Here is a 21,736-nt window from a genome sequence, read left to right as displayed (position 1 = left end):
TTATTTATTTTGAACAAAAATATAAACTAGTTTTTTTGTTTCATTTTTACCTTACTTTTGAAAAAATATAATTATCCAATTGTCAAAAACAATTAGAGAGGAGGTATATGAATAAAATAAAAATATTAGCCCCTGTTAGTGGAAAAGTTTTAGATATTACAAAATGTAGCGATAAAACGTTTGCTGAAAAAATGCTTGGAGATGGAATTATTATAATTCCGGATTCTGAAGAATACTTTTCACCATTAAATGATGCAAAAATCGAAATGATTGCTGATACCAAACATGCGTATTACTTTTCAAGTAATAATATAAATTTATTAATGCATATTGGCCTAGAAACTGTTTCATTAAATGGTAAACCTTTCGATGTGAAAGTTAAAGTAGGTCAAACAGTAAACACACACACACACATCGCTAATTTAAATCTTAAATTATTAGATGCAAAAAAAATTTCAGCAGAAACACCTATTGTTATTGATACTACTGAATTAAAAAGTTTTAAATTTTTGAATAAAAATATAAGTGATCATGTAAATCAAGGTGATTTATTATTTGAATTTGAATATGAATTTGTATCTTCAAATGAGAAAGCAAAAGCAACTGACAATTCCAATGAGAAGAGAATAAAAATTCAAAAAGAAATGGGTAAGTATGAAAAAATTGCTAATGATATTTTAAAGTTGGTTGGTAGAACAAATCAAAAATCCGTTTATAACTGCATGACTCGTTTGAGAATGAAAATAGTTGATAAAGATAAAGTTGATAGTGAAGGTTTAAAAAAATTAAATATTGTAAAAGGAATAAATTGAAACGGTGATGAAATACAAATTATCATTGGTGGAGAAGTAAATAAAATAAAGTTGGAATGCGACAAAATTTTATCAGGTAAAGAAGATTCATTTAATAAAGACCAAAGTTTACTAAGAACCAAAAAAATTCCTTTCAAAAATAAAATTTTGCCAGCAATAGCAGGTATTATTATTCCTGCATTACCAATTATTTTGGGTACAGGTTTGTTGGCTGGTTTACAAGCAACACTTGTTCAGACTGGTCTGCTTAAAAATCCTGGACAAGTTGGATATGGAACATGGGATGTATTATTTTATACTCTTGCTAAAGTTGGACTAGAATTAGTTGGATTTGTATTCTTGTATAACACAATAAAATATTTAGGTGGAGATCCTATAATGGGACTATTCCTTGCTTTATTATTAACAAGCAGACACTTACAAGTATTAGACTGAACACTATTTAAATTGTTTGATAATCCTGTGAAAGTTAAATCTTATGAGGGTACAGTAATACCTATGATTTCGGCAGGTTTCTTACTATTTTATCTAGATAGATGAGTAAAATCATGAATGCCTACATCTGTAGACATAGTAGTTAGACCAGCATCAGTTATGCTTATATCATTTATGATTATGATATTTACAATTGGTCCTGCTTTAGGGATAGTTGAACAATTACTATCTGAATTTATTCAGTTATTAGAAAAAATACCATTTGGTATTGGGGCAGGATTGTTTGCCTTCTTGTGGCAACCATTAGTATTATCTGGTACTCATGTGGCAATAGTAACTGCTCTAGGCCAAGAAATGATTAATGGGCATCCATCAACAATGTATGCTGTAACTCAATTGGCAGTAATGGCTCAAATTGGTACAGTTATTGCGGTAGGTATTAGAACCAAAAATTTACAAATAAAATCAACAGCCTTTGGTGCAATTCCCGGATCTATATTTGGAGTAACTGAACCAATTATTTATGGAATAAACCTACCAAAAGTATGACCATTTCTTCAAGCTTGTACAGCTGCTGGAATCGTCGGAATTATCGCTGGAATAATAGGTGTTGAACAAACAACAAGAACTGGTACCGGTGTACTTTCGTACATGGGTTTTGCAACAACTACTCAAACATTGTTGGCAGTGGGTTTAGGATTTGCTACTCTAGCTCTAGCCTTTGCTATTACATTTGTACTTTACAAAGACAGAAAGACTGAAAAAACTTCAATCAAAAAAGCTAATGACTTATTAATAAAAGCATTTGTTATGCAAACACAAAAAGATAGAAATTCATCAGAAGTTACTGAACTAAAAAGTAGATTAAATGATATCTATGAAAATATTAAGTCAAATGAAAACTATAAAAAATATGAAAATGCTGTCATTAAATTGCAAAGAGTAGAAATGCAAAAACAACAAATTATTGCAAAAAACGATTTGAAAAAAGAGACTTTATTTAAAAAGGCTATGAATCATTATGATAATGTTGATAAATATAATATATATGCAAATAAATATTTAAAATTAAACATTGATGAAAAAGTCGAAATATTAGACAAAGAAATTAAACTGTTAAGCTTAGAACTGGAAGCAATTAAAGAAATTTATTTGGAACAAAATATGAAAGACATGAAATTAATAGAAAACATATTGGAAAAAGTATCAAGTGAAACAAATTTGAGTAATCTAAAAGATATCAAACCATTATATCAAAATGGATTATATGCTGTTGACTTGAGCTATGAATTAATTGATAAAAAAGAATTTGAATATAAAAATAAAGACTTTGTATTAAACAAAAAACTTGGAGGTTAAAAATGAAATATAAACAATTCCCAACAGATTTCCTATGAGGCGGTTCAACTAGCGCTTACCAGTTTGAAGGTGGGTGAGATGCCGAAGGTAAAGGTCCATCTGTTCAAGATGTAAGAAAAAATATACCAAAAGGAACAACGGATTTTAAAGTTGCATCAGATCACTTTAATCATTGAAAAGAAGATGTTGCTCTTATGGCTGAAATGGGATTTAAATCATACAGATTTTCAATTTCATGATCTCGTGTTATACCAAAAGGTATTGGGGATGTAAATAAAGATGGAATTAAGTTTTACAATAATTTAATTGACGAACTATTGAAGTTTAAAATAACACCTATTATCACAATGTTTCACTTTGATCTTCCTGCTGCTCTTGATAAAGATGGCGGTTGATTAAATCCAAAAATAGTTGATGCATTTGAAAATTATGCAAAGGTGCTATTTGAAAACTTTGGAGATAGAGTGAAACACTGATTAACAATTAATGAACAAAATATAATGATGTTATTTGGTGAAATAGTGGGAATTGATTTTGGTAAAAGCGACAATAAGTTAAAGGCTAAATACCAAGTAAATCACCATATGATGCTATCTCAAGCTAAGGCAAATATCTTATGTCATAAAATGGTAAAAGAAGGTAAAATTGGGCCAGCTCCAAATATAAATCCAGCTTATCCTGCTTCTACAAAACCAATTGATAATACCGCTACATTTAATTTAAGAATAATGAGAAATTTCTTTTTTCTAGATGTTGCAGTATTTGGAAGATATCATTATTTAGTACTAAATTATCTTGAAAAACAAAACTCAATGTTTGAAATCAAAGAAGGAGAAATGGATGTTCTAAATGATAAATTAGCGAAGCCAGACTTTATAGCATTCAACTATTATGCTTCAAGTACTGTTGCTATGCCTGAGAAATCATTTAAAGAGCAAAAGCTAACAGACCAACAAGTTATTAGAAGTTTGGAAGGAATGTATCAACAAGTCCCAAATGATAATCTAACAAAAACACAATTTGGTTGAGAAATTGATCCAATTGGATTTAGAAATGTTTTAAGAGAGTTGTATGATAGATATAATTTACCTTTAATAATTACTGAAAATGGAATTGGAGGTCATGATAAGCTTATTGACGGAAAAGTTGATGATCAATATAGAATTGAATATTACAAATATCATTTAAAAGAAATGAAAGTTGCATTAAACGATGGAGTTGAGATTATGGGATACAATCCATGGAGTGCAATAGATTTAATTTCTACTCATGAAGGTTCAACAAAAAGATACGGATTTGTTTTTGTAAATAGAGATGAATTTGACTTAAAAGATATGTCAAGACATAGAAAAGAAAGTTTCTTTTGATATAAAGATGTAATTAAGACAAACGGAAAAAACTTATAATCAAAAAATAGCTATGCTATTTTTTGCTTTTTAAACATATTATTTTATTTTGGCAACATAATTTGTAGTTACTTAATAGAGCCAGTAATAAAATAAAAAATATAAATCTATTGATAAAAATATAAAACTTAACTTTGTAAAAAAATTATTAGTATAAATAAAATTATATCTTGGTGGATATGATTTTTTATTTTCATATTTATATATAATAGTATTAATTCAAACAAAGGTGGACCTATGAAAACAAAACCAACACTGCAAAATGACTTTTATGGTCATGTAAATCATGAATGATTAACTACAACTGAAATACCCACAGGATACTCATCATGAGGGTCTTTTCATATACTAGCAAAAGAAGCTAAAGACAATGTAGGACTGATTATTGATGAAATGATTACTAACAAAAATAAATATAAAGAAAATAGCAATGAAGTTAAAGTTGCAAACTTGTACAATAACTTTTTAAACTTTGATGCAAGAAATAAATTAGGGCTAGATCCTATAAAACATATTTTAGAAATTCCAAAAATGTATAAATCAGTTAAAGACTTAACTGATTTAACAATTTCATTAAGAGAAAATTTTGAGGGAACATTTTTTGGATTTGGTGTTGATCAAGATTTAAAAAATTCAAAAATGAATATCTTATACATTTCAACAATGGGATTAGGATTAGGTACTCGTGATTACTATAATGATGAATCAGAAGATGGATTAAAAATTAAAAAAGAATACTTTATTTATTTAGGTAATTTATTAAAAATGATTAATCCAACACTTGATAAAAAAATTATTGAAGCCAAAGTTCAAAAAATATATGACTTTGAACACACAATGGCTCAATCAATTAAAACTCCAGTTGAAAGTAGAGATGTAGAAAAACAATATAACCCAGTTACAATTGAAGACTTAAATAAACTTTGCCCGCTATTTGAATGAAATAAATTTTTTAAATCTTCTGGATTAGATGTAGCAAGAAAAATAATTCTTTCTGAGCCTAAGTTTTTAGAAGAGTTGAATAAAGTATTACCTACAATTGATTCAGAAGTAATAGTTGATTTAATGCAAGTCGATATTCTTTCTGGATTTTCAAATTCATTGCACGAAGAATTATGACAAATTGGATTCGATTTTGGAAAAGTATTTAGTGGAGTTAAAGAACCTAAGCCTTTACGTGAAAGAGCTATTGCAAAAGTTGAAGGTAGTTTAGGTGAAATTTTAGGGATGAAATATGTTGAAAAGCATTTTTCAGATTCAGCTAAAAAAGATGTAATTGATATGATTCATAAGATGATTGAAGTGTATAAAGTACGTATTTCTAAACTTGAATGAATGGGTGAAGAGACAAAGAAAAAAGCTTTACATAAATTGGATAATTACACATTAAAAATTGGGTATCCGGACAAATGAGAAGATTACAGTGATGTAGTTATAAAATCATACGAGGAAGGTTCAAACTTAGTTGAAAATTCATTATCACTTGCACGTCATTTTAGAAAAATTTCAATGAATGAATTGAAAACAGGTAAGGTAGATTTAAATAAATGATACATGAATCCTCAGGAAGTTAATGCTTATTACAATCCACCGGAAAATTGTATAGCATTCCCGGCAGCTATTTTGCAAGCTCCATTTTACGATTATAATGCTTCACTAGCTACAAACCTAGGTGGAATAGGCGCAGTCATTGGACATGAAATAATTCATGGATTTGATGATGAAGGTTCTAAATTTGACTCAAATGGAAATTTGAATGATTGATGAACTGTTGAAGATAGAAAACAATTTGAATTGATTACCAAAAAATTATCAGATCAATATTCAACATACAAAGTTGAAGGTCTTAATGTAAAAGGTGATTTAACACTTGGAGAAAACATTGCTGATTTAGGAGGAGTTGTTGCTACTTTACAAATACTAAAAGCTGAAAAACCAGAAGATATGGACTTATACTTTAGATCATTTGCAAATGTTGAAAAATCAATTAAAACACCCGAAGTTTCTAAATACTTAATAAACGTTGATCCTCATTCACCAAGTGAATTCCGTGTAAACGGTGTACTTGTTAATGTTGACGAATTCCAAGAATTTTATAATTTAAAAGAAGGCGATGAGATGTATAAATCACCTGAAGATAGAATTAGGATTTGATAGCATGGCAAAGTACATGGCATTAGATTTGGGTTCTAAAACAATTGGTATTGCAACTAGCCAAGGACTAATTGTTACTCCTAATAAAACAATTTATTTCACACGAGAGAATTATATTGAAGGTGTTAAAAAACTTAAAGTAGAAATTGACGAGAATAAACCTGAAATTCTAATAGTTGGATATCCATATAATATGGACGGATCAATAGGACCTAGAATTGAGATGGTAGAACACATTGTTAATTTAATTTTAGAGCACACAAAAATTACCGAAGATCAAATCAGACGTGTTGATGAAAGAATGACTACACGTATGGCAAAAGAAATCATGTCTGATTTAGGTATTAGTAAAAACAAAAGAAAAGAAAAAAAGGACACTATGGCAGCTGTACTTATTTTAGAAACATATTTACAAGAGGGGAAAAATTAATATGGAAAAACATCCACTAATAAAAGATATTTTATTTACAAGAGAAGAATTGCAAATAAAAATTAAACAAGTTGCAGATGAATTAAATAAATACTATTCAAAACAAAAAATGAAAGAACAAACATTAGTAATAATAGGAATATTAAAAAGTGTTGTTCCTTTTATGGCTGAGTTGGTACAACATTTAAAATTTGAATGTATTACTGAATACATGCTTGTTTCTTCGTACTTGGGAAAAACAAAAGCATCAGCTACACCAAAAATGTTATTAGACATCAATGTGTCAATTGAAGATAGACACGTATTGATTGTTGAAGATATTTTAGAATCTGGTGCAACTTTAAAATATGTAAAAAATTATTTAGGATTAAGAAATCCTAAGGAAATTAGAACAGTTACTTTAGTTGATCGTGTAAATAATAAAAAAAGAAATAAATCAATCAAAACCGATTTTACAGCTATTAAAATGGAAACAGATGACTTTTTAGTTGGCTTTGGTTTTGATTTAGATGAAAGATTAAGAAACCTTCCTTATCTTGGTGGTTTAGATGTTGAAAAATATCAAGATTGAAATTGAGAGAAATAAAGATTATAATTAATAATATTTGGAGAAAATACACATGAAAAATATAGCAATATTAACTAGTGGTGGAGATGCCCCAGGAATGAATGCTGCAGTTGCTGCAGTTATTAAAACGGCATTTGCTAATAATATTCAACCTTGAATAGTTCAAGATGGGTATAAAGGTTTAATAACAAATCAAATCAGTAAAGCAGATATAAAATTTGCAGATTCAATTGTTAGTAGAGGTGGAACTGTAATTGGTTCTGCTAGACTTCCAGAATTTAAAGAAGAAAAAGTTAGAGAAGTAGCTGTTAAAAATCTTAAAAAATTAAAAATTGAAGCATTAGTTGTAATTGGTGGTGACGGAAGTTATCAAGGTGCAGAAAAATTATCTAAAATGGGAATTAACTGTATCGGACTACCTGGGACAATTGACAATGATATTGTTTCATCAGATTTAACAATTGGTTTTGATACTGCCTTAAATACAGTTGTTAATTCAATTGATGCAATTAGAGATACAGCAGACTCACATAATCGTTGTATGGTTGTTGAAATAATGGGTAATGCATGTGGAGACTTAACTCTATTTGGAGCAACAGCAACTGGTGCTGAAGTTATTGCTACAAAAGAATCTCCTTTGACAAAAGAAGAAATTATTTCACAAGTAAACGAATTGAAAAAAAGAAACCACAGAAGTGTTATTGTTGCAGTTTCGGAAAAACAATTTAATGCAGAAGAATTAGCAAAAGAAATTATGCAAAAAACTGGATATGATTCAAGACATACAGTTCTAGGACATATCCAAAGAGGTGGAAAACCCACAGCAATGGAAAGATACTGAGCAACAAGATTTGGTATTTATGCTGTTGAACAATTGATTGCAGGTAAGTCAGCACTTTACATAGGTTTAGATGGAAATACATTAGTTGGTAGAGATATTGAATCAACATTAAACGCTGCTCCAAAAGACAGAACACAAGAATATGACGCTATTAGAAAGATCAATAAAGGGGTTTAAAAATGAAAAATAAAAAATTAGATTTCGAATTCTATGAACCAGAGTTCTTAGAAAAAAGAAATAAAAGAACAAAAGTAATTACGACTATTGGCCCTGTTACAAACAGTGTAGAAAAAATAAAGGCTTTATATGAAAATGGAATGAACGTATGTAGATTAAATTTTTCTCATGGTGTTCAAGAACAACATTTAAAAACTATTGAGTTTATTAGGACAGTTCAAAAAGACATTAAAAGACCCGTTTCAATTATGCTAGATACAAAAGGCCCTGAAATTCGTTTGGCTACAAATGCTGAAGGGACTTTAAAAGTAGTAGCAGGACAAGAAATTACAATTCTTTCAGACGTTACTTCATTTAACAATAAAAAATGTGGAGCAAAAGAATTTGCCGTTTCATATGATATGTCTCAGGATTTAAAACCTGGAAACCAAGTATTGGTTGATGATGGAAAATTAAGATTAGATGTTATTAAAGTAGAAAAAGAAAAAATATTTGTTAAAGCATTTAACTCACATGATATTAAAAATAATAAAAGAATTAATTTACCAGGTGTAGAGTTTTCATTACCATTCTTGGGTACTAAAGATAAAGAAGATATAATTTTTGGTGCTAAATATAAAGTTGATTACATTGCTGCTTCATTTGTAAACAGTGCAGCAAACGTTAATGAAATTAGAGATATTTTAAAATCTAATAATGGTGAGCAAATTCAAATTATTTCTAAAATTGAATCTAAGATTGGTCTAATCAATATTGATGAAATTATTGAAGCAGGTGATGGAATTATGATAGCTCGTGGAGACTTAGGTCTTGAAGTTCCTTACTATGAAGTTCCATACTGAGAAAAAAGAATTATTAGAAAATGTAGAAAAGCAAATAAAATCTGTATCGTGGCAACACAAATGCTTGAATCAATGACAGATAACCCAGCTCCAACAAGAGCTGAAGTTACTGACGTTTATTTAGCAGCTGAATTAGGAGCTGATGCAACTATGTTATCTGGGGAATCTGCTGCAGGTAAATATCCTGAAATCACAACAAACGTTATGTCAATGATTGATAAACGTGCTGAATTAGCATTTTATGGAAAAACATATTACGATCTAGCGTTAGAAATGGCGATAAGAACATCAAGTGGACCAGAAGCAGAAATTGCTGAGAACCTAACTAAAAAATCTAGAGATGGTGAATATGAATTTGCAATTGTAGCTTCACGTACAGGTGCTCTATTAAAAACTATTTCAAAATTTAGACCTAACATAACTATTTTAGGTGTTTGTGAATCAAAAGAAAACTATACAAAATTTGGTGTATGACATTCAATCTTTATGAACAGAGTTGAAAACATCGATGAAGTTTTCCGTGATGAAAAGAAATTAATTGAAATAGCTAAACATTGAGGTGCTGAAATTGGTGAAAAAGTTTTAGTTGCTAGAAAAAATAAAACATGAGAAATCTTAGTTAAATAAGATTTCTTTTTTTATTAATTATTTATCATTAACCCATATATAATTTTTTTGGTTTTGCTATAATCATTTTATATTTAGGAGAAAAATTATGAAGATTTATGACTTTACAGGTAAAGTAAAAAGAACAAAACTTATTACTACAATAGGACCATCAACTCACTCAGAAGCAAAGATTAAAGAGTTATTTGATAATGGTATGACAACTGTACGTTTGAACTTTTCACACGCTGACTTTTCAGAACATGGTGAAAGATTCGAATGAGTTAAAAACATTAGAAAAAAAATAAACAAACCAATTTCAATATTATTGGATACAAAAGGACCAGAAATTCGTGTTGGTAAATTCAAAGGCGGAAAACAAGAAATTAAAAGAGGGGCAACTGTAACTATTTACACAAACCCAGCCGACTTTACAACAAAAGAATGCGGAGAAAACGAAATTCAAATGTCATATGACATGGCTAAAGACGTTAAACCTGGAGATGTAGTTTTAATTGATGACGGTAAATTAACAATGCACGTTAAAACAGTTAAAGGACAAACAGTAGTTTGTGAAGCATTTAATACACACATGGTTAAAAATAACAAACGTGTTAACTTACCTGGTGTTCAATTTTCATTAGATTTCTTAGCTGAAAAAGATAGAAATGATATTATTTTTGGAATTGAAAATGGAATTGACTATATAGCAGCTTCATTTGTTAATACAGCAGCAAATGTAAGAGAAATCAAAGATATATTAAAAGCACACAATGGAGAACACATCCAAATTATTTCAAAAATTGAATCAGAAGTTGGAATTGACAACATCGATGAAATTATTGAAGAATCAGCAGGAATCATGATTGCACGTGGAGATCTAGGATTAGAAATTCCATTCCAAGAAGTACCTTACTGAGAGAAAAAAATCATTAGAAAATGTAGAGAAGCAGGTAAATTAGTTATCGTTGCTACTCAAATGTTAGAGTCAATGACAGATAACCCACAAGCTACAAGAGCTGAAGTTACTGACGTTTACTGAGCTACAGAATTAGGAGCTGATGCAACTATGTTATCTGGAGAATCAGCAAACGGTGATTTCCCATTCATTACTACAAAAACAATGTCAACTATTAACCAAAGAGCAGAAATTGAATTTTACAAAAAGTTATACTATGCAAAACAATTAGAAATTGCAAGAAAAACATCAAGTGGACCAAGAGCAGCTATTGCAAATAAATTAGCTGAAATGGCAACTGATGGTAAATACGAATATGCAGTTGTTGCATCTCGTACAGGTGAATTACTAAAAACAATTTCAAAATTTAGACCAAATGTAACTATTTTAGGAGTTACAGCTGAAGAAAAATTATGAACAGCATTTGGTGTATGACACTCAATCTTCATGAACGTAGTTAAAGACTTTGAAAAATTCAAAAAATCAGAATCAGAAATTATTGAGATTGCAAAAGCTTGAGGGGCAAAAAAAGGTGAAACAATCTTATTTGTACACAACGATAATATTTCAGAAATTAAAGTTAAATAATAAAATTTAAACCTTAACAGGTTTATTTTATTTTATTTTTTGGCAATCAAATATTGTTTTAACAAAATAAAAGATTAAAATTAACGAATAAATTTGTGAAGTTCATAGAGGGGCTAAAATGTTGAAAATTAATAATAATGAAATAAAATTAGTGGTTTGTGATGTTGATGGTACTTTGATTTCAAAACAAAAACCATGATTATCAAAGGAAATGAAGTTAGCAATTGAAGAACTAAAAAAAAGAAATGTTTATTTTGTTATTGACACAGGTAATGCATCATGTTTAATGGACTATCTAACAAATGATTATGGAGCTGCAAATAATGAATATACAAGATATTACATCGGTACAAATGGGGCAGATGTTCGTGACTTTATTGAAAACAAAAGTCATGTGGTTGATTCGTTTACAGTAGAAGAAACAAAAAAGATAATTGACTTTTTAACTGACAGAAAAATGAAATTCATAATTTCTTCACCTGATTCTAGACAATCATATTTTATAGATATAGATGAATTAAAAGAATCAAAGGCTGAAAGATTTATTACTAGAGATGACTTATTTTTAATTTATAAACCTGAGTATATGAAAAATAAATCAACATCTCAATTTACACTAAATAACGTTGAAAGTCATAAAGAAGACATTAAAGATCTTCAAAAATTGATTGGTGACAAAATGCACATAACATGATGAGATGAATTCAGTATTGATTTAATAGTTAAGGGAAATGATAAATTTGCAGGACTAAGTCATTTGATAAAAGTGCTAAATAAAACAAATAAAACAAATATTACAACTGATAATGTTATTTACTTTGGGGATCAACACAATGACCTACCAGTATTTAAAAACATAAAATATTCTATTGCTATGGGAAATGCTATTGACGAGATTAAAGAACTAGCTTATGAAATAACAGACAACGTTAATGAAAATGGGGTACCTAATTATTTAAACAGGTTAATGAAAATAGATAAAATATAATAAAAATTTTTATTATTCTTAGTTGAAATAAAAAAAATATTATTGTATTATTATGTTGTGGGAAACCACACAAATAGTCAAGTAAATAATAAATTTAGCAAACTCCTAATATTTCATGTGTTTATTAAATGTGTATAGGGATAACTGTAAAAAAACGGTTATCTTTTTTTTATTTCAAAAACATATTAATATAAAATTATTATTGTATATGGAGGGTATTAATATGAAAATATCTCTTTTAGATGGAAAACAACTTGAATTAAACAGTGGTATGTCAGTACTAGATATAGCTGAATCAATTGCTACTAGTTTAAAAAAAGTTTGTGTTGGTGCAAAAATTAATGGAAAAATGGTTTCACCATTTTTTAAAGTAACAAAAGATGCACAATTAGAAATAATTACAGATAAATCAGTTGAGTTTGAATATGCAAAAAAATATAGTTCAAAATTGGCAACAATGATTGCAGTAAAAAAAATGTCTAGTGATAATGAAATATCATCAATGTATAAAAAAGAAATAAATGATTTTGAATTTGGAGTTTCTTTTAAATTCAAAGAATCTATTAAACTTGAAAATTTAAAAGATATTCAAAAAGAAATTTCTAAAGTGTTAAAGGAAAGCAAATCAATTGAATTTGTTTCAGATGACGCTTCTAAGTTTGAAAAAGAATTATTGTCATTTTATGGTAATAAAGAATTTACAAAATTCATAATTAAAGAATCAAAAGAAAATGGATTTTCAGTTGCTAAATATGACAAATTCTATTTTGTTGTAACTGCACCATTAATTACAAATTTTGCAAAATTAAAACAAATTGAATTAATTAATTTAACAGGTGAATATTGATTAGGAAATGCAGATAATGCAATGCTACAAAAAATTCATGGAATCACAGGTAATTCTGATGAGATCAAGGCTATTAAAGATATGCTTAAAGACCGTGAAGAGCGGGATCACAGAACAATTGGTAAGAAACTTGATATCTTTACAATAAACCCAATTTTAGGTCATGGAATGGCTGTTTGACTTCCAAATGGAACAACAATAAAAAATGAAATTAAAAACTATTTAAAAGCTAAAGAGTTTGAATATGATTTCGTACCAATTGAAACTCCTAACTTGGGATCACGTGAGTTATACGAAACTTCAGGTCACTGAGCCCATTATCGTGATGATATGTTTAACTCAATTAAACTTCCAAATGAAAAAGAACTAAAAGAAGAATTGGTTTTAAGACCAATGGCTTGTCCACATCACATTCAAGTTTTTAAACATAAACCAAGATCTTATAAAGAACTTCCTTTGAGATACTGTGAACATGCAACACTATATCGTTATGAAGCTTCAGGTGCTCTTGTAGGATTAGAACGTGTACGTTCTATGGAATTAACAGATTCACATATATTTGCTCGTCCAGATCAAATTAAAGAAGAATTCAAAAACTGTTATGAACTTATTAAAGAGGTTTTAGAAACATTCAAAATTAAAATTGATTATCTTTCACTATCATTACGTGATCCTGAAGATAAAGAAAAATATTATGATGATGATGAAATGTGAAATAATGCAGAAAAACAATTAGAAGAAGTGTTAGATGACTTAGGAGTTGATTATAAAAAAATGGAAGGTGAAGCAGCTTTCTATGGTCCCAAATTAGACATTCAAGCTAAAACTGTTTTAGGTCATGAGATTACAGTTTCAACAATTCAATTAGATTTCCTATTACCTATGAAGTTTGATGTTAACTACTTAGATAAAAATTTGAAACCTCAACGAGCAGTTATGATTCACAGAGGACTAATTGGTACATATGAAAGATTTATTTCAATTTTATTAGAACAAACAAAAGGAGCATTACCTTTATGATGTTCACCAACACAAATTGAAATAATTCCAGTACTTGAAAGATTTAATGATGCAGCACTAAAGCTATCAAAAGAATTAAAAACCAAGCAAATAAGAACTCATGTTGATATGAGAGATGAACGCTTAAGTTATAAAGTTCGTGAAGCTCAAATGAAAAAAATACCTTACCAAGTTATCCTTGGAGAAGAAGAAATTAACGATAATGTTGTTTCTTTTAGAAAGTACGGTTCAAAATCTACTGAAAAAGTAAATAAAGATGAATTTATTAAAAAAATAGTAAAAGAAATTGAAACAAAGTATTACAATATTTAATATATTTACAAAAATTTTTAGAAGGAAAAGGTTAAGCAAATGATTAAAAAAGGAAAGTCACCAACTGAAAACAAAAAGGTGGCTAAAGCTAAAGAAATAAAAGAAAAATCATCAATTGAAAAAATTAAAGTTCCAAATGATGAGGCTCCTAAAAAAGAACGTGGAAAGACAGGAATGTACCACGACATTAAAGACCTTGCACAAAAAAAATTATCAAAACTAGAGTATGAAAATCAGTTAAAGAATATGGATTATGAAAAAGTAATGACAGGTCATGGTTACATGACAGATGGAATTATTGGAGGTTTTGCAGCTTCAATTCATAAAATGGAGTATACATTCTTTAAACAAGTATTACTTGGAGTTTTATCAGGTTTTATTATCGGGTTTGGTTATACAGCTTGTACTTATGCTGTTATGTCATTAGGCGGAGATAACGCTGCAATGATGGAAAGAATGATTATGGCAATCATATTCCCATTTTGTATTGTTCTTATTACATTCTTGGGTGGAGGTCTTTATACTTCACATGTTCTAGCAACAATTCCAACAATGAAAGGTGCAGTTAAAATTGATCACTACATAAGAGGAATTTTTGGAGTACTTTTAGGAAATATTTTAGGAACAGGTATTTTTGTTTCAATTGCAGCAATGGCTGGAATTTTAGAAGATAGTGTATTCTTAGGAAAAGCACATGACATTGGAATTCACAAACTTTATAACATTGGACATGTTATTGACGAACATAAATATACTGAAGAAATTTTATCAGATCTATTTCCAAATTTATCACAAGAAGCAAAAGATAGAATTTTACAACTTAAATCTGCACAAGACTTTGATACACCTGGTTTTGATATAACAATTAAAGATGTAGTCTTAACAATGTTATTTTGTTTAGGAAGTGGAATTTTATGTAATATAATGGTTTCATCAACATTACCACTAACAGCATCAACAAAAAATTCATCAACAACAGTTATTATTATTTGTTTACCAATCTTCTTGTTTGTTATGATGGGGTTACAACATGGACCTGCTAATACATTCTTCTTATGAATATTTGTTTGAGAATTGTTCTTAAATGCTGGTCAAGATGGATTCCACGTTAATACACAAATGGTTATAATTGGTTCATTTATATTTGCTAACGTTATTCCAACATTAATTGGTAACTGAATCGGTGGGGGAATTGTTCTTCCAGGATTACTACACTTAATTAATATAAAATATACATCAGTATATTTTGCAAAAACAAAATATGATATGGATCACCATACTGACGAATATTAATAAAAAAATCTCTAATTAAATTAGAGATTTTTTTTATTCGATTTATATCAAAGTGAAAATACTGAAATAATTAATAATGGTATTCCTATTAAATAAAATGACAATGCCAATCCTCCAACACATAAAGATATGTAGAATGTTCATGAAGGATTTTTATAAATATTTAATATATATAATAATGCAATCATTATTCCACACATAGAACCTAATAAAATAGAAACTGCTACAATTAGGTATGCAGTTTTATACATGAATCCGATATTTTCATTAATATAATGATTTGTTTGAGTTAATTGAAATATTCCAGCAGATAAAGTTATTATGTAAAAACAAATCTTTATTATTTCAAATGATCGTCCCTCATATTTTTCAACAATGAAATTGTATTCATTACTTATTGGCGTATCTGGGTTATTTTTTTTGATCCATAAGTTACCAAAGCCAATTACTACATATTGCATAATTATTGTCACAATAACAGATCCAAATGCAACTCCCATCATCAAAGACATCCCATTGCTTGCAATATCATCTTCTAAAGCAAAGTTAAAGAAAAAGTATGGTCCAGATAGATATCCAATAACAGACATGTCACCTCAAAATCCGGGATTATTAGTTCTTATCCTTTCATAGAATTCTTGAAACTCAGTATTGTAATCTCCAGAAATTTTGAATGTCATAATATTTTCAACACCAACACCATACATTATAAACATCTTAATAATGTTAATTAAAAATCATGCGCTTAGATAAGCAATGCAAAATGGAGATGCAGCTTTGTAATATGACTTAACATCTATTTTATATTTTTCTACAAAAAATATAAATACAAAAATTGATGCAAGTGGAGCAAACATGTGTGCTCATAATGTAATTATTAATTTATGTGGTTTTGAAAAAATAACATTTGCATAAGCAGATATATCTCCAACGGGTGTTTCTTCTTTAATTGAACTTACATTAAAATCAGTAAATCCAGCTCAAAATATAATCATACACATTAAGTTAAAAGCCATGAATGAAATTCAACTTTGATATCGTGGCTTTCAAATTCCTCATTTACCGTTTAGAACCACCAAAATAGGGAATATAATATTCATGGCACAAACTTGAGTTGTCCAAAATGTCAATGTTGTTAAAAACCTCCAACCGTGACTTATTGCCTGAAATCGTGGAGCAGGATCAATATTGCCCGAAATGAAAAATCAAATGAAGAATATTATATTAATAGATATTCCTATTCAAATTAAACTCAATTTGAGGTTTTTATTTTTAATTTCTATATAGTTTCTCATAAGTATTATTTTCACTAAAAATAAAAAAATAGCAATAGGTATCGAGAATACCACTAATAATAATTTATAATAATAATCAATAAGGAGGCACTATGGAAAAATTTACAATGGAATTTGATAAAAAATTAGATGAAAAACAAGTATCTAAGTCAGTTATTGAAGAAAAAATTACTAAACCTAAATTGTTTAGTAAATTTGAAAGCGACTATGCATTCACATGAAAAAAATTTATGGGTGCCTTTAAACAAATTTTACCTGTATTCAAAAAGCATTGATTTCTATCATTAGTATTTTTTGGAAGTATTTTTTTACAAGGATTTGCATTTGGTATTGTACCAATTATATCTAAAGTTTTAATTGAATCTGTTACAGCTGAATCGGGTCATGCAATGTTTCTAGGAGTTTATACTTCATGAACATCAATGGTTTGAATTGCTGTCGGGTTATTAATATTTATGGGTTTATCTGAATGAATTTTAGAATATGCTGGTCACAGATTACAAAATAGGGTTGAAGTTTATCTAAGACTTAAAACCGTTGAATCAATGATTCGTGTAGATATGAGTTGATATTCAAAAAATGTATTGGGTGAAACAATGTCAAAGGTTATGACAGATTCAACGGTTGCCGGTGATATGTTAACTAACTTTTGTATTAACTTCTTTTATACAATAATTTTTTTATTTACAGTTATTACAACAATGTTTATGCAAGATGTTTTCTTAGCAGCAATCATTACATCAGTTTTACTAGTAGTATTTATTATCTTGTTTTTAATATTTATTCTTTACAGAAGAAGTTTAATTACAGCTTTTAATCACCGTTTAAAAATTGATGGTGAAATGACTGACAGAATTATGAATATTAGACTATTAAAATCTTCTGGAACTGAAAATGAAGAAATTAAAATTTTTGAAGATAAGCATGAAAATTGAGGTAAAAGTGTTGATATAACAATTGGATACTCTGCATGGATTGCAGTTATAGCTTCTACAACCGCATTAGTAATACCTGTACTTTCAATATTCTTAGCAATTTTATATCACCATGTTGGTCATGGAATGGGTATTACTGAACTTGTTCCAATAATTACTTCGTTTACAATTTCAGCATATATGATGAGTAACTTAACTCAATTACTTCCGATGATTTTCAGGTTTGCAACAAGATTATCAAACTCAATGATGAGGCTTGAAAGAATTATTTCTATCAAATCATTAGTTCAAAATAAACCAGGTGCAATTACAGTTAAAGATACTTCTATTAATGATGAAATTGAAACTATAGAATTTAGGGATGTTGATTTTTCATATCCTGAAGATGATAAACATTTACAAATCATTGAAGGATTAAACATTAAACTAGAAAAGGGTAAATCTTATGCTTTCGTTGGTGAATCTGGAGTAGGTAAATCAACAATAACAAAAATGTTAATGAGATTTTACGATACTACAAAAGGTCAAGTTTTAATAAATGGAGTTGATATTAAAGATTATCAATTAACAAATTATTTAGACCATGTTGGTTATGTTGATCAAGAACCTCAAATTTTCTTTGGAACTATTATGGAAAACATAAGATATACAAATGTAAATGCAACTGATGAAGAAGTTTTTGCAGCGTCTAAATCAGCTAAGTTTCATGACTTTGTACTTTCAATGCCTGATGGTTATGAAACTGTTGCAGGACAACAAGGTTTTATGTTATCTGGAGGACAAAAACAACGTTTAGTTATTGCCAGAATGTTCTTAAAAAATCCATCATTAATTGTTCTTGATGAAGCTACATCAGCATTAGATAATGTTGTAGAAAAAGAAATTTTGGCTTCATTTGAAGCGCTATCAAAAGGAAGAACTACTGTGGCAATTGCTCATAGATTATCAACAATTATTAACTATGATATAATTTATGTTATTGGTAGAAATAAAAATGTAATAGAAAGTGGTTCATTTAATGAACTAATGAAACTAGAAGGACAATTTGCAAAGCTATATAGAATGGGGCAAATTTAGGGGTAATAAATATGGATTGAGAAGCAATTTCTTTTGGAATAATAACATCTACTGCGAGTGCAAAATCTAATGCTTTTAAAGCTATTGAAGCTGCAAAAAGTAAAGACTTTAATTTATCTAACTCTTTAATTGAAACAGCAAAATCAGAATTATCATCAGCTAGAAAATTCCACATGGATGTAGTTGCAAAAGAAGCAAATAAAGAAAAAGTTGAATATAGTGTTTTATATATTCACGCAGAAGATAGTTTAACAAGTGCTGAAGTAATTATTCAATTATCAGTACAAATTATTGATATTTGAAAAGATAAAAAATAATCCTAGGATTATTTTTTATTTATTTTAATGTAGGTTTACATTAGTTTAAAGGTTGTAAAAGGTGGGTTTATATAGTAAAATTAGTGTATTAAACAACTGAAAAAGAGGTATTTATGAGCAAATATGCTTTATCAATAGATATGGGAGCAACAACTGCTAAATGTGTTATTTTCAAAGGAAATGATATTATTGGTGATTTTGTTGTCGAAACAAAAACTATGAATAGTTTAGTAGTAAATATTAAAACAAGATTTGTAGCAAAATGTATTGAATTGGATATTAAACCAAAAAAATTATCATTTGTTGCATTAGCAGTGTGTGGAATAATAGATCCTGTTACTGAAAAAGTTATTTTCTCAGCTAACTTGAATATCAAAGATTACGACATTAAATCAGAATTTCAAAAGGAATTTGAAGTTAAAAATGTCTCAGTTATGAATGATGCTAAAGCAGCAGTTTATGGAGAGTGAGCATCAGCTTATAAAAGAAAACCAAATTCAATGATGATGTACACAATTGGAACTGGTATAGGTGGTGGAATTATTTTGAATAAAGCACTTATATTAGGTGACAGTTCAGGTCTACCAAGTGAACCAGGTCATGGTGGAGGTTTTCAAACTAAATACAAATGTAATTGTGGATTGGATGGTTGTTTAGAAGCTGCAGCTTCAGCTACAGCAATTGAATTACAAATAAATGAGGTTGCAAGAAAATCAACTAGTGAATTGGGTAATTTATATAAAGAGTTGGGGAGAGACCTAACAATTAAAGATATTAATCCTTTATTTAATAATAATAACAAAGAAGTAAAAGATATTTTCATTGAAGCATTGGAACCATTGGCAAAACAAATTGCAATTATTCAACATGTTTTAGATGCTGAAATATTTGTTATAGGTGGTGGTCCATCATTATTAGGTGAAGAATTAGTAAACATAATAAAAAATCATATTGATAAATATATTCTTAATGATTTTGGAAAACATCTAGATGTTCAAATCTCTAAAACGGGATTTTCAAGTGGTACACTTGGAGCATTTGAATTTGCAAAAGAGCGTTTTAAATATTAGTTAAATCTTGTCATGAAAAAGTTATTAGTATCATTGGCATTTTTAGGAACAGGAACAATAGTGGGAGCAGCAACTCTGCCAGCTATTGTTTCTTGTGTTCCAATAACTCACAATCAAATACTTCAACAACAAATTAATAAGGATTATGTATCAATTTTTAGGGAAATAGAAAATAAGTATAAAGATATGAGCGACGAAAAAATTAAATCTACATTCATGAATTTTGTATTTCCAAAAAACAAAAAAATGAATATGACTCATGGATATGATGTAATGCAATGAAATACAATTATTACATATACTGAAGATGAAAATAATGGTTTTAAAAGAGACTTGATTGAAATGAATTCATTAAAATCTAAACTTGGAAATTTGGAAGAATATGAAGCTTTAGAATATAAAAAAATTAAATCAATGAAAAACTTTATGATCTATGATGAAATATTGAGAATTATGGCAACTGACTTTAATAAGTACAATAATATATTCAGATCCTTTTCTGAAACAAGACTTGTAAATGAAGCCACAGGAAAAAATACTGAATGAAGTAGTAATACATCAACTACCTTAGATTTAAAAGAATATTATACTTACATAATTGATAGACTAGCCAATAACAATGCTTTAATACCAGAAGAAAAAACAATACAGTTTTCACGTTCTCTTCCTTTAAATCCTAATTTTGAAAAGGCATTAGCTCTAATAGTTTCATTTAAAAATGCCACTGTAGTTATTGATAAAAATAACAATAGTGATAAACCAATACCTTATAGAACTGATGGAATGATTACCTGATTAAATGGATATTGAAAAGCTTCTTTTGAACTTGGATTTTTACCTGAATCTTACAAAAGCAAATCTGGTAGTTTTAATGATGAAATTATAAGAACAAATCAAATGGAAATTTTTAGAACTGAGTTATTTAACCAAAGTGTATTACCTGTAAAATCAAAATATTACCATATAGAACATAATGTTGATATTGCTGATTACTTAGATAATTCATCAAACATTGATAATCATCCTGCACGTTGAATGAATCCTAAGGATTTAATTGATTATTACAGTGCAATAATAAACCCAATAACTATTTATGGACTTTCAAATTCACTTTTAAGAACCGTGAAACTAAAAAAAGAAATTATTAATGAACCAGGTATAAGTATGAATTTAAAATTTTCAAATTATTTAATTGAAAATATTCATTACGATCATTGGAATATGGTTTTAGATATAACTGATCCAAATAGGGGTAGCCAATTTGGTGGTGAAACTAAGTACTTAAATATAAATAATAAAGATGGTGGTAAGAGTAAAAATAGATTTTTAAATTCAAATCAAGTAGACCTTAGTGTCGATTATAAAAATGTAATAAAAGTGTAATAAAAAAAACAAGAGTAAGGAAA

Annotated in this window: 16 protein-coding genes; 15 read left to right on the top strand and 1 reads right to left on the bottom strand. The window is 28.4% G+C overall.

From position 1 onward, the window contains the following. Window positions 1–107 precede the first annotated feature (107 nt). The 11 genes from STIUS_RS02755 to STIUS_RS02705 all read left to right on the top strand — a co-directional run bounded on the left by STIUS_RS02755 (window position 108) and on the right by STIUS_RS02705 (window position 15,636). A complete protein-coding gene (locus tag STIUS_RS02755) occupies window positions 108–2,606 on the top strand; it encodes a glucose PTS transporter subunit IIA (protein WP_162649853.1) in 2,499 nt (832 codons plus the stop codon). 2 nt (window positions 2,607–2,608) lie between these two features. Then, complete coding sequence (locus STIUS_RS02750; RefSeq protein ID WP_162649852.1) at window positions 2,609–4,012, top strand: glycoside hydrolase family 1 protein; 1,404 nt, start codon at window positions 2,609–2,611, stop codon at window positions 4,010–4,012. 237 nt (window positions 4,013–4,249) lie between these two features. After that, window positions 4,250–6,169, top strand: a complete 1,920-nt coding sequence (locus STIUS_RS02745) for a M13 family metallopeptidase (protein WP_162649851.1) — start codon at window positions 4,250–4,252, stop codon at window positions 6,167–6,169. 1 nt (window position 6,170) lies between these two features. Further along, window positions 6,171–6,596, top strand: a complete 426-nt coding sequence (gene ruvX, locus STIUS_RS02740) for a Holliday junction resolvase RuvX (RefSeq protein ID WP_162649850.1) — start codon at window positions 6,171–6,173, stop codon at window positions 6,594–6,596. Between the two features lies 1 nt (window position 6,597). Next, window positions 6,598–7,182 carry a hypoxanthine phosphoribosyltransferase gene (gene hpt / locus STIUS_RS02735; protein WP_162649849.1) on the top strand — a complete coding sequence of 195 codons (585 nt, stop codon included), beginning with the start codon at window positions 6,598–6,600 and terminating at the stop codon, window positions 7,180–7,182. Window positions 7,183–7,216: 34 nt separating this feature from the next. Next, on the top strand, window positions 7,217–8,182 hold the full coding sequence (gene pfkA, locus STIUS_RS02730; protein WP_162649848.1) for a 6-phosphofructokinase: 966 nt from the start codon (window positions 7,217–7,219) through the stop codon (window positions 8,180–8,182). 2 nt (window positions 8,183–8,184) lie between these two features. After that, window positions 8,185–9,651 (top strand): pyruvate kinase, encoded by a 1,467-nt coding sequence (gene pyk, locus STIUS_RS02725; protein WP_162649847.1) that lies wholly within the window; start codon window positions 8,185–8,187, stop codon window positions 9,649–9,651. A gap of 88 nt (window positions 9,652–9,739) precedes the next feature. Next, window positions 9,740–11,176: a pyruvate kinase gene (gene pyk / locus STIUS_RS02720; protein WP_162649846.1), complete on the top strand. Its 1,437-nt coding sequence runs from the start codon at window positions 9,740–9,742 to the stop codon at window positions 11,174–11,176. Window positions 11,177–11,294: 118 nt separating this feature from the next. Next, on the top strand, window positions 11,295–12,164 hold the full coding sequence (locus STIUS_RS02715; RefSeq protein WP_162649845.1) for an HAD hydrolase family protein: 870 nt from the start codon (window positions 11,295–11,297) through the stop codon (window positions 12,162–12,164). Window positions 12,165–12,387: 223 nt separating this feature from the next. Continuing rightward, window positions 12,388–14,343, top strand: coding sequence for a threonine--tRNA ligase (thrS, locus tag STIUS_RS02710; RefSeq protein ID WP_162649844.1), 1,956 nt, complete (start codon window positions 12,388–12,390; stop codon window positions 14,341–14,343). Between the two features lie 39 nt (window positions 14,344–14,382). After that, on the top strand, window positions 14,383–15,636 hold the full coding sequence (locus tag STIUS_RS02705; RefSeq protein ID WP_162649843.1) for a formate/nitrite transporter family protein: 1,254 nt from the start codon (window positions 14,383–14,385) through the stop codon (window positions 15,634–15,636). Window positions 15,637–15,656: 20 nt separating this feature from the next. On the opposite strand, the gene STIUS_RS02700 is transcribed toward STIUS_RS02705, so the two are convergent. Beyond that, window positions 15,657–16,652: a hypothetical protein gene (locus STIUS_RS02700; RefSeq protein ID WP_162649842.1), complete on the bottom strand. Its 996-nt coding sequence runs from the start codon at window positions 16,650–16,652 to the stop codon at window positions 15,657–15,659. A 371-nt stretch (window positions 16,653–17,023) separates the two neighbouring features. Here STIUS_RS02700 and STIUS_RS02695 point away from each other — a divergent pair, with 371 nt between their 5' ends. From STIUS_RS02695 to STIUS_RS02680, 4 genes are all read left to right on the top strand, one after another. After that, window positions 17,024–18,943, top strand: coding sequence for an ABC transporter ATP-binding protein (locus STIUS_RS02695; RefSeq protein ID WP_162649841.1), 1,920 nt, complete (start codon window positions 17,024–17,026; stop codon window positions 18,941–18,943). Between the two features lie 11 nt (window positions 18,944–18,954). Then, entirely contained in the window at window positions 18,955–19,260 is a 306-nt protein-coding gene (locus STIUS_RS02690) for a PTS lactose/cellobiose transporter subunit IIA (RefSeq protein ID WP_162649840.1), read from the top strand. A 113-nt stretch (window positions 19,261–19,373) separates the two neighbouring features. Then, window positions 19,374–20,330 (top strand): ROK family protein, encoded by a 957-nt coding sequence (locus STIUS_RS02685; protein ID WP_162649839.1) that lies wholly within the window; start codon window positions 19,374–19,376, stop codon window positions 20,328–20,330. Between the two features lie 12 nt (window positions 20,331–20,342). After that, window positions 20,343–21,713 carry a hypothetical protein gene (locus STIUS_RS02680; protein WP_162649838.1) on the top strand — a complete coding sequence of 457 codons (1,371 nt, stop codon included), beginning with the start codon at window positions 20,343–20,345 and terminating at the stop codon, window positions 21,711–21,713. Window positions 21,714–21,736: the final 23 nt, after the last annotated feature.

Source organism: Spiroplasma sp. TIUS-1, from assembly GCF_010365785.1.
Lineage (GTDB): Bacteria > Bacillota_I > Bacilli_A > Mycoplasmatales > Mycoplasmataceae > TIUS-1.
Note: the sequence above shows the minus strand (reverse complement) of the source record. Positions and strands in the feature narration are given on the sequence as shown.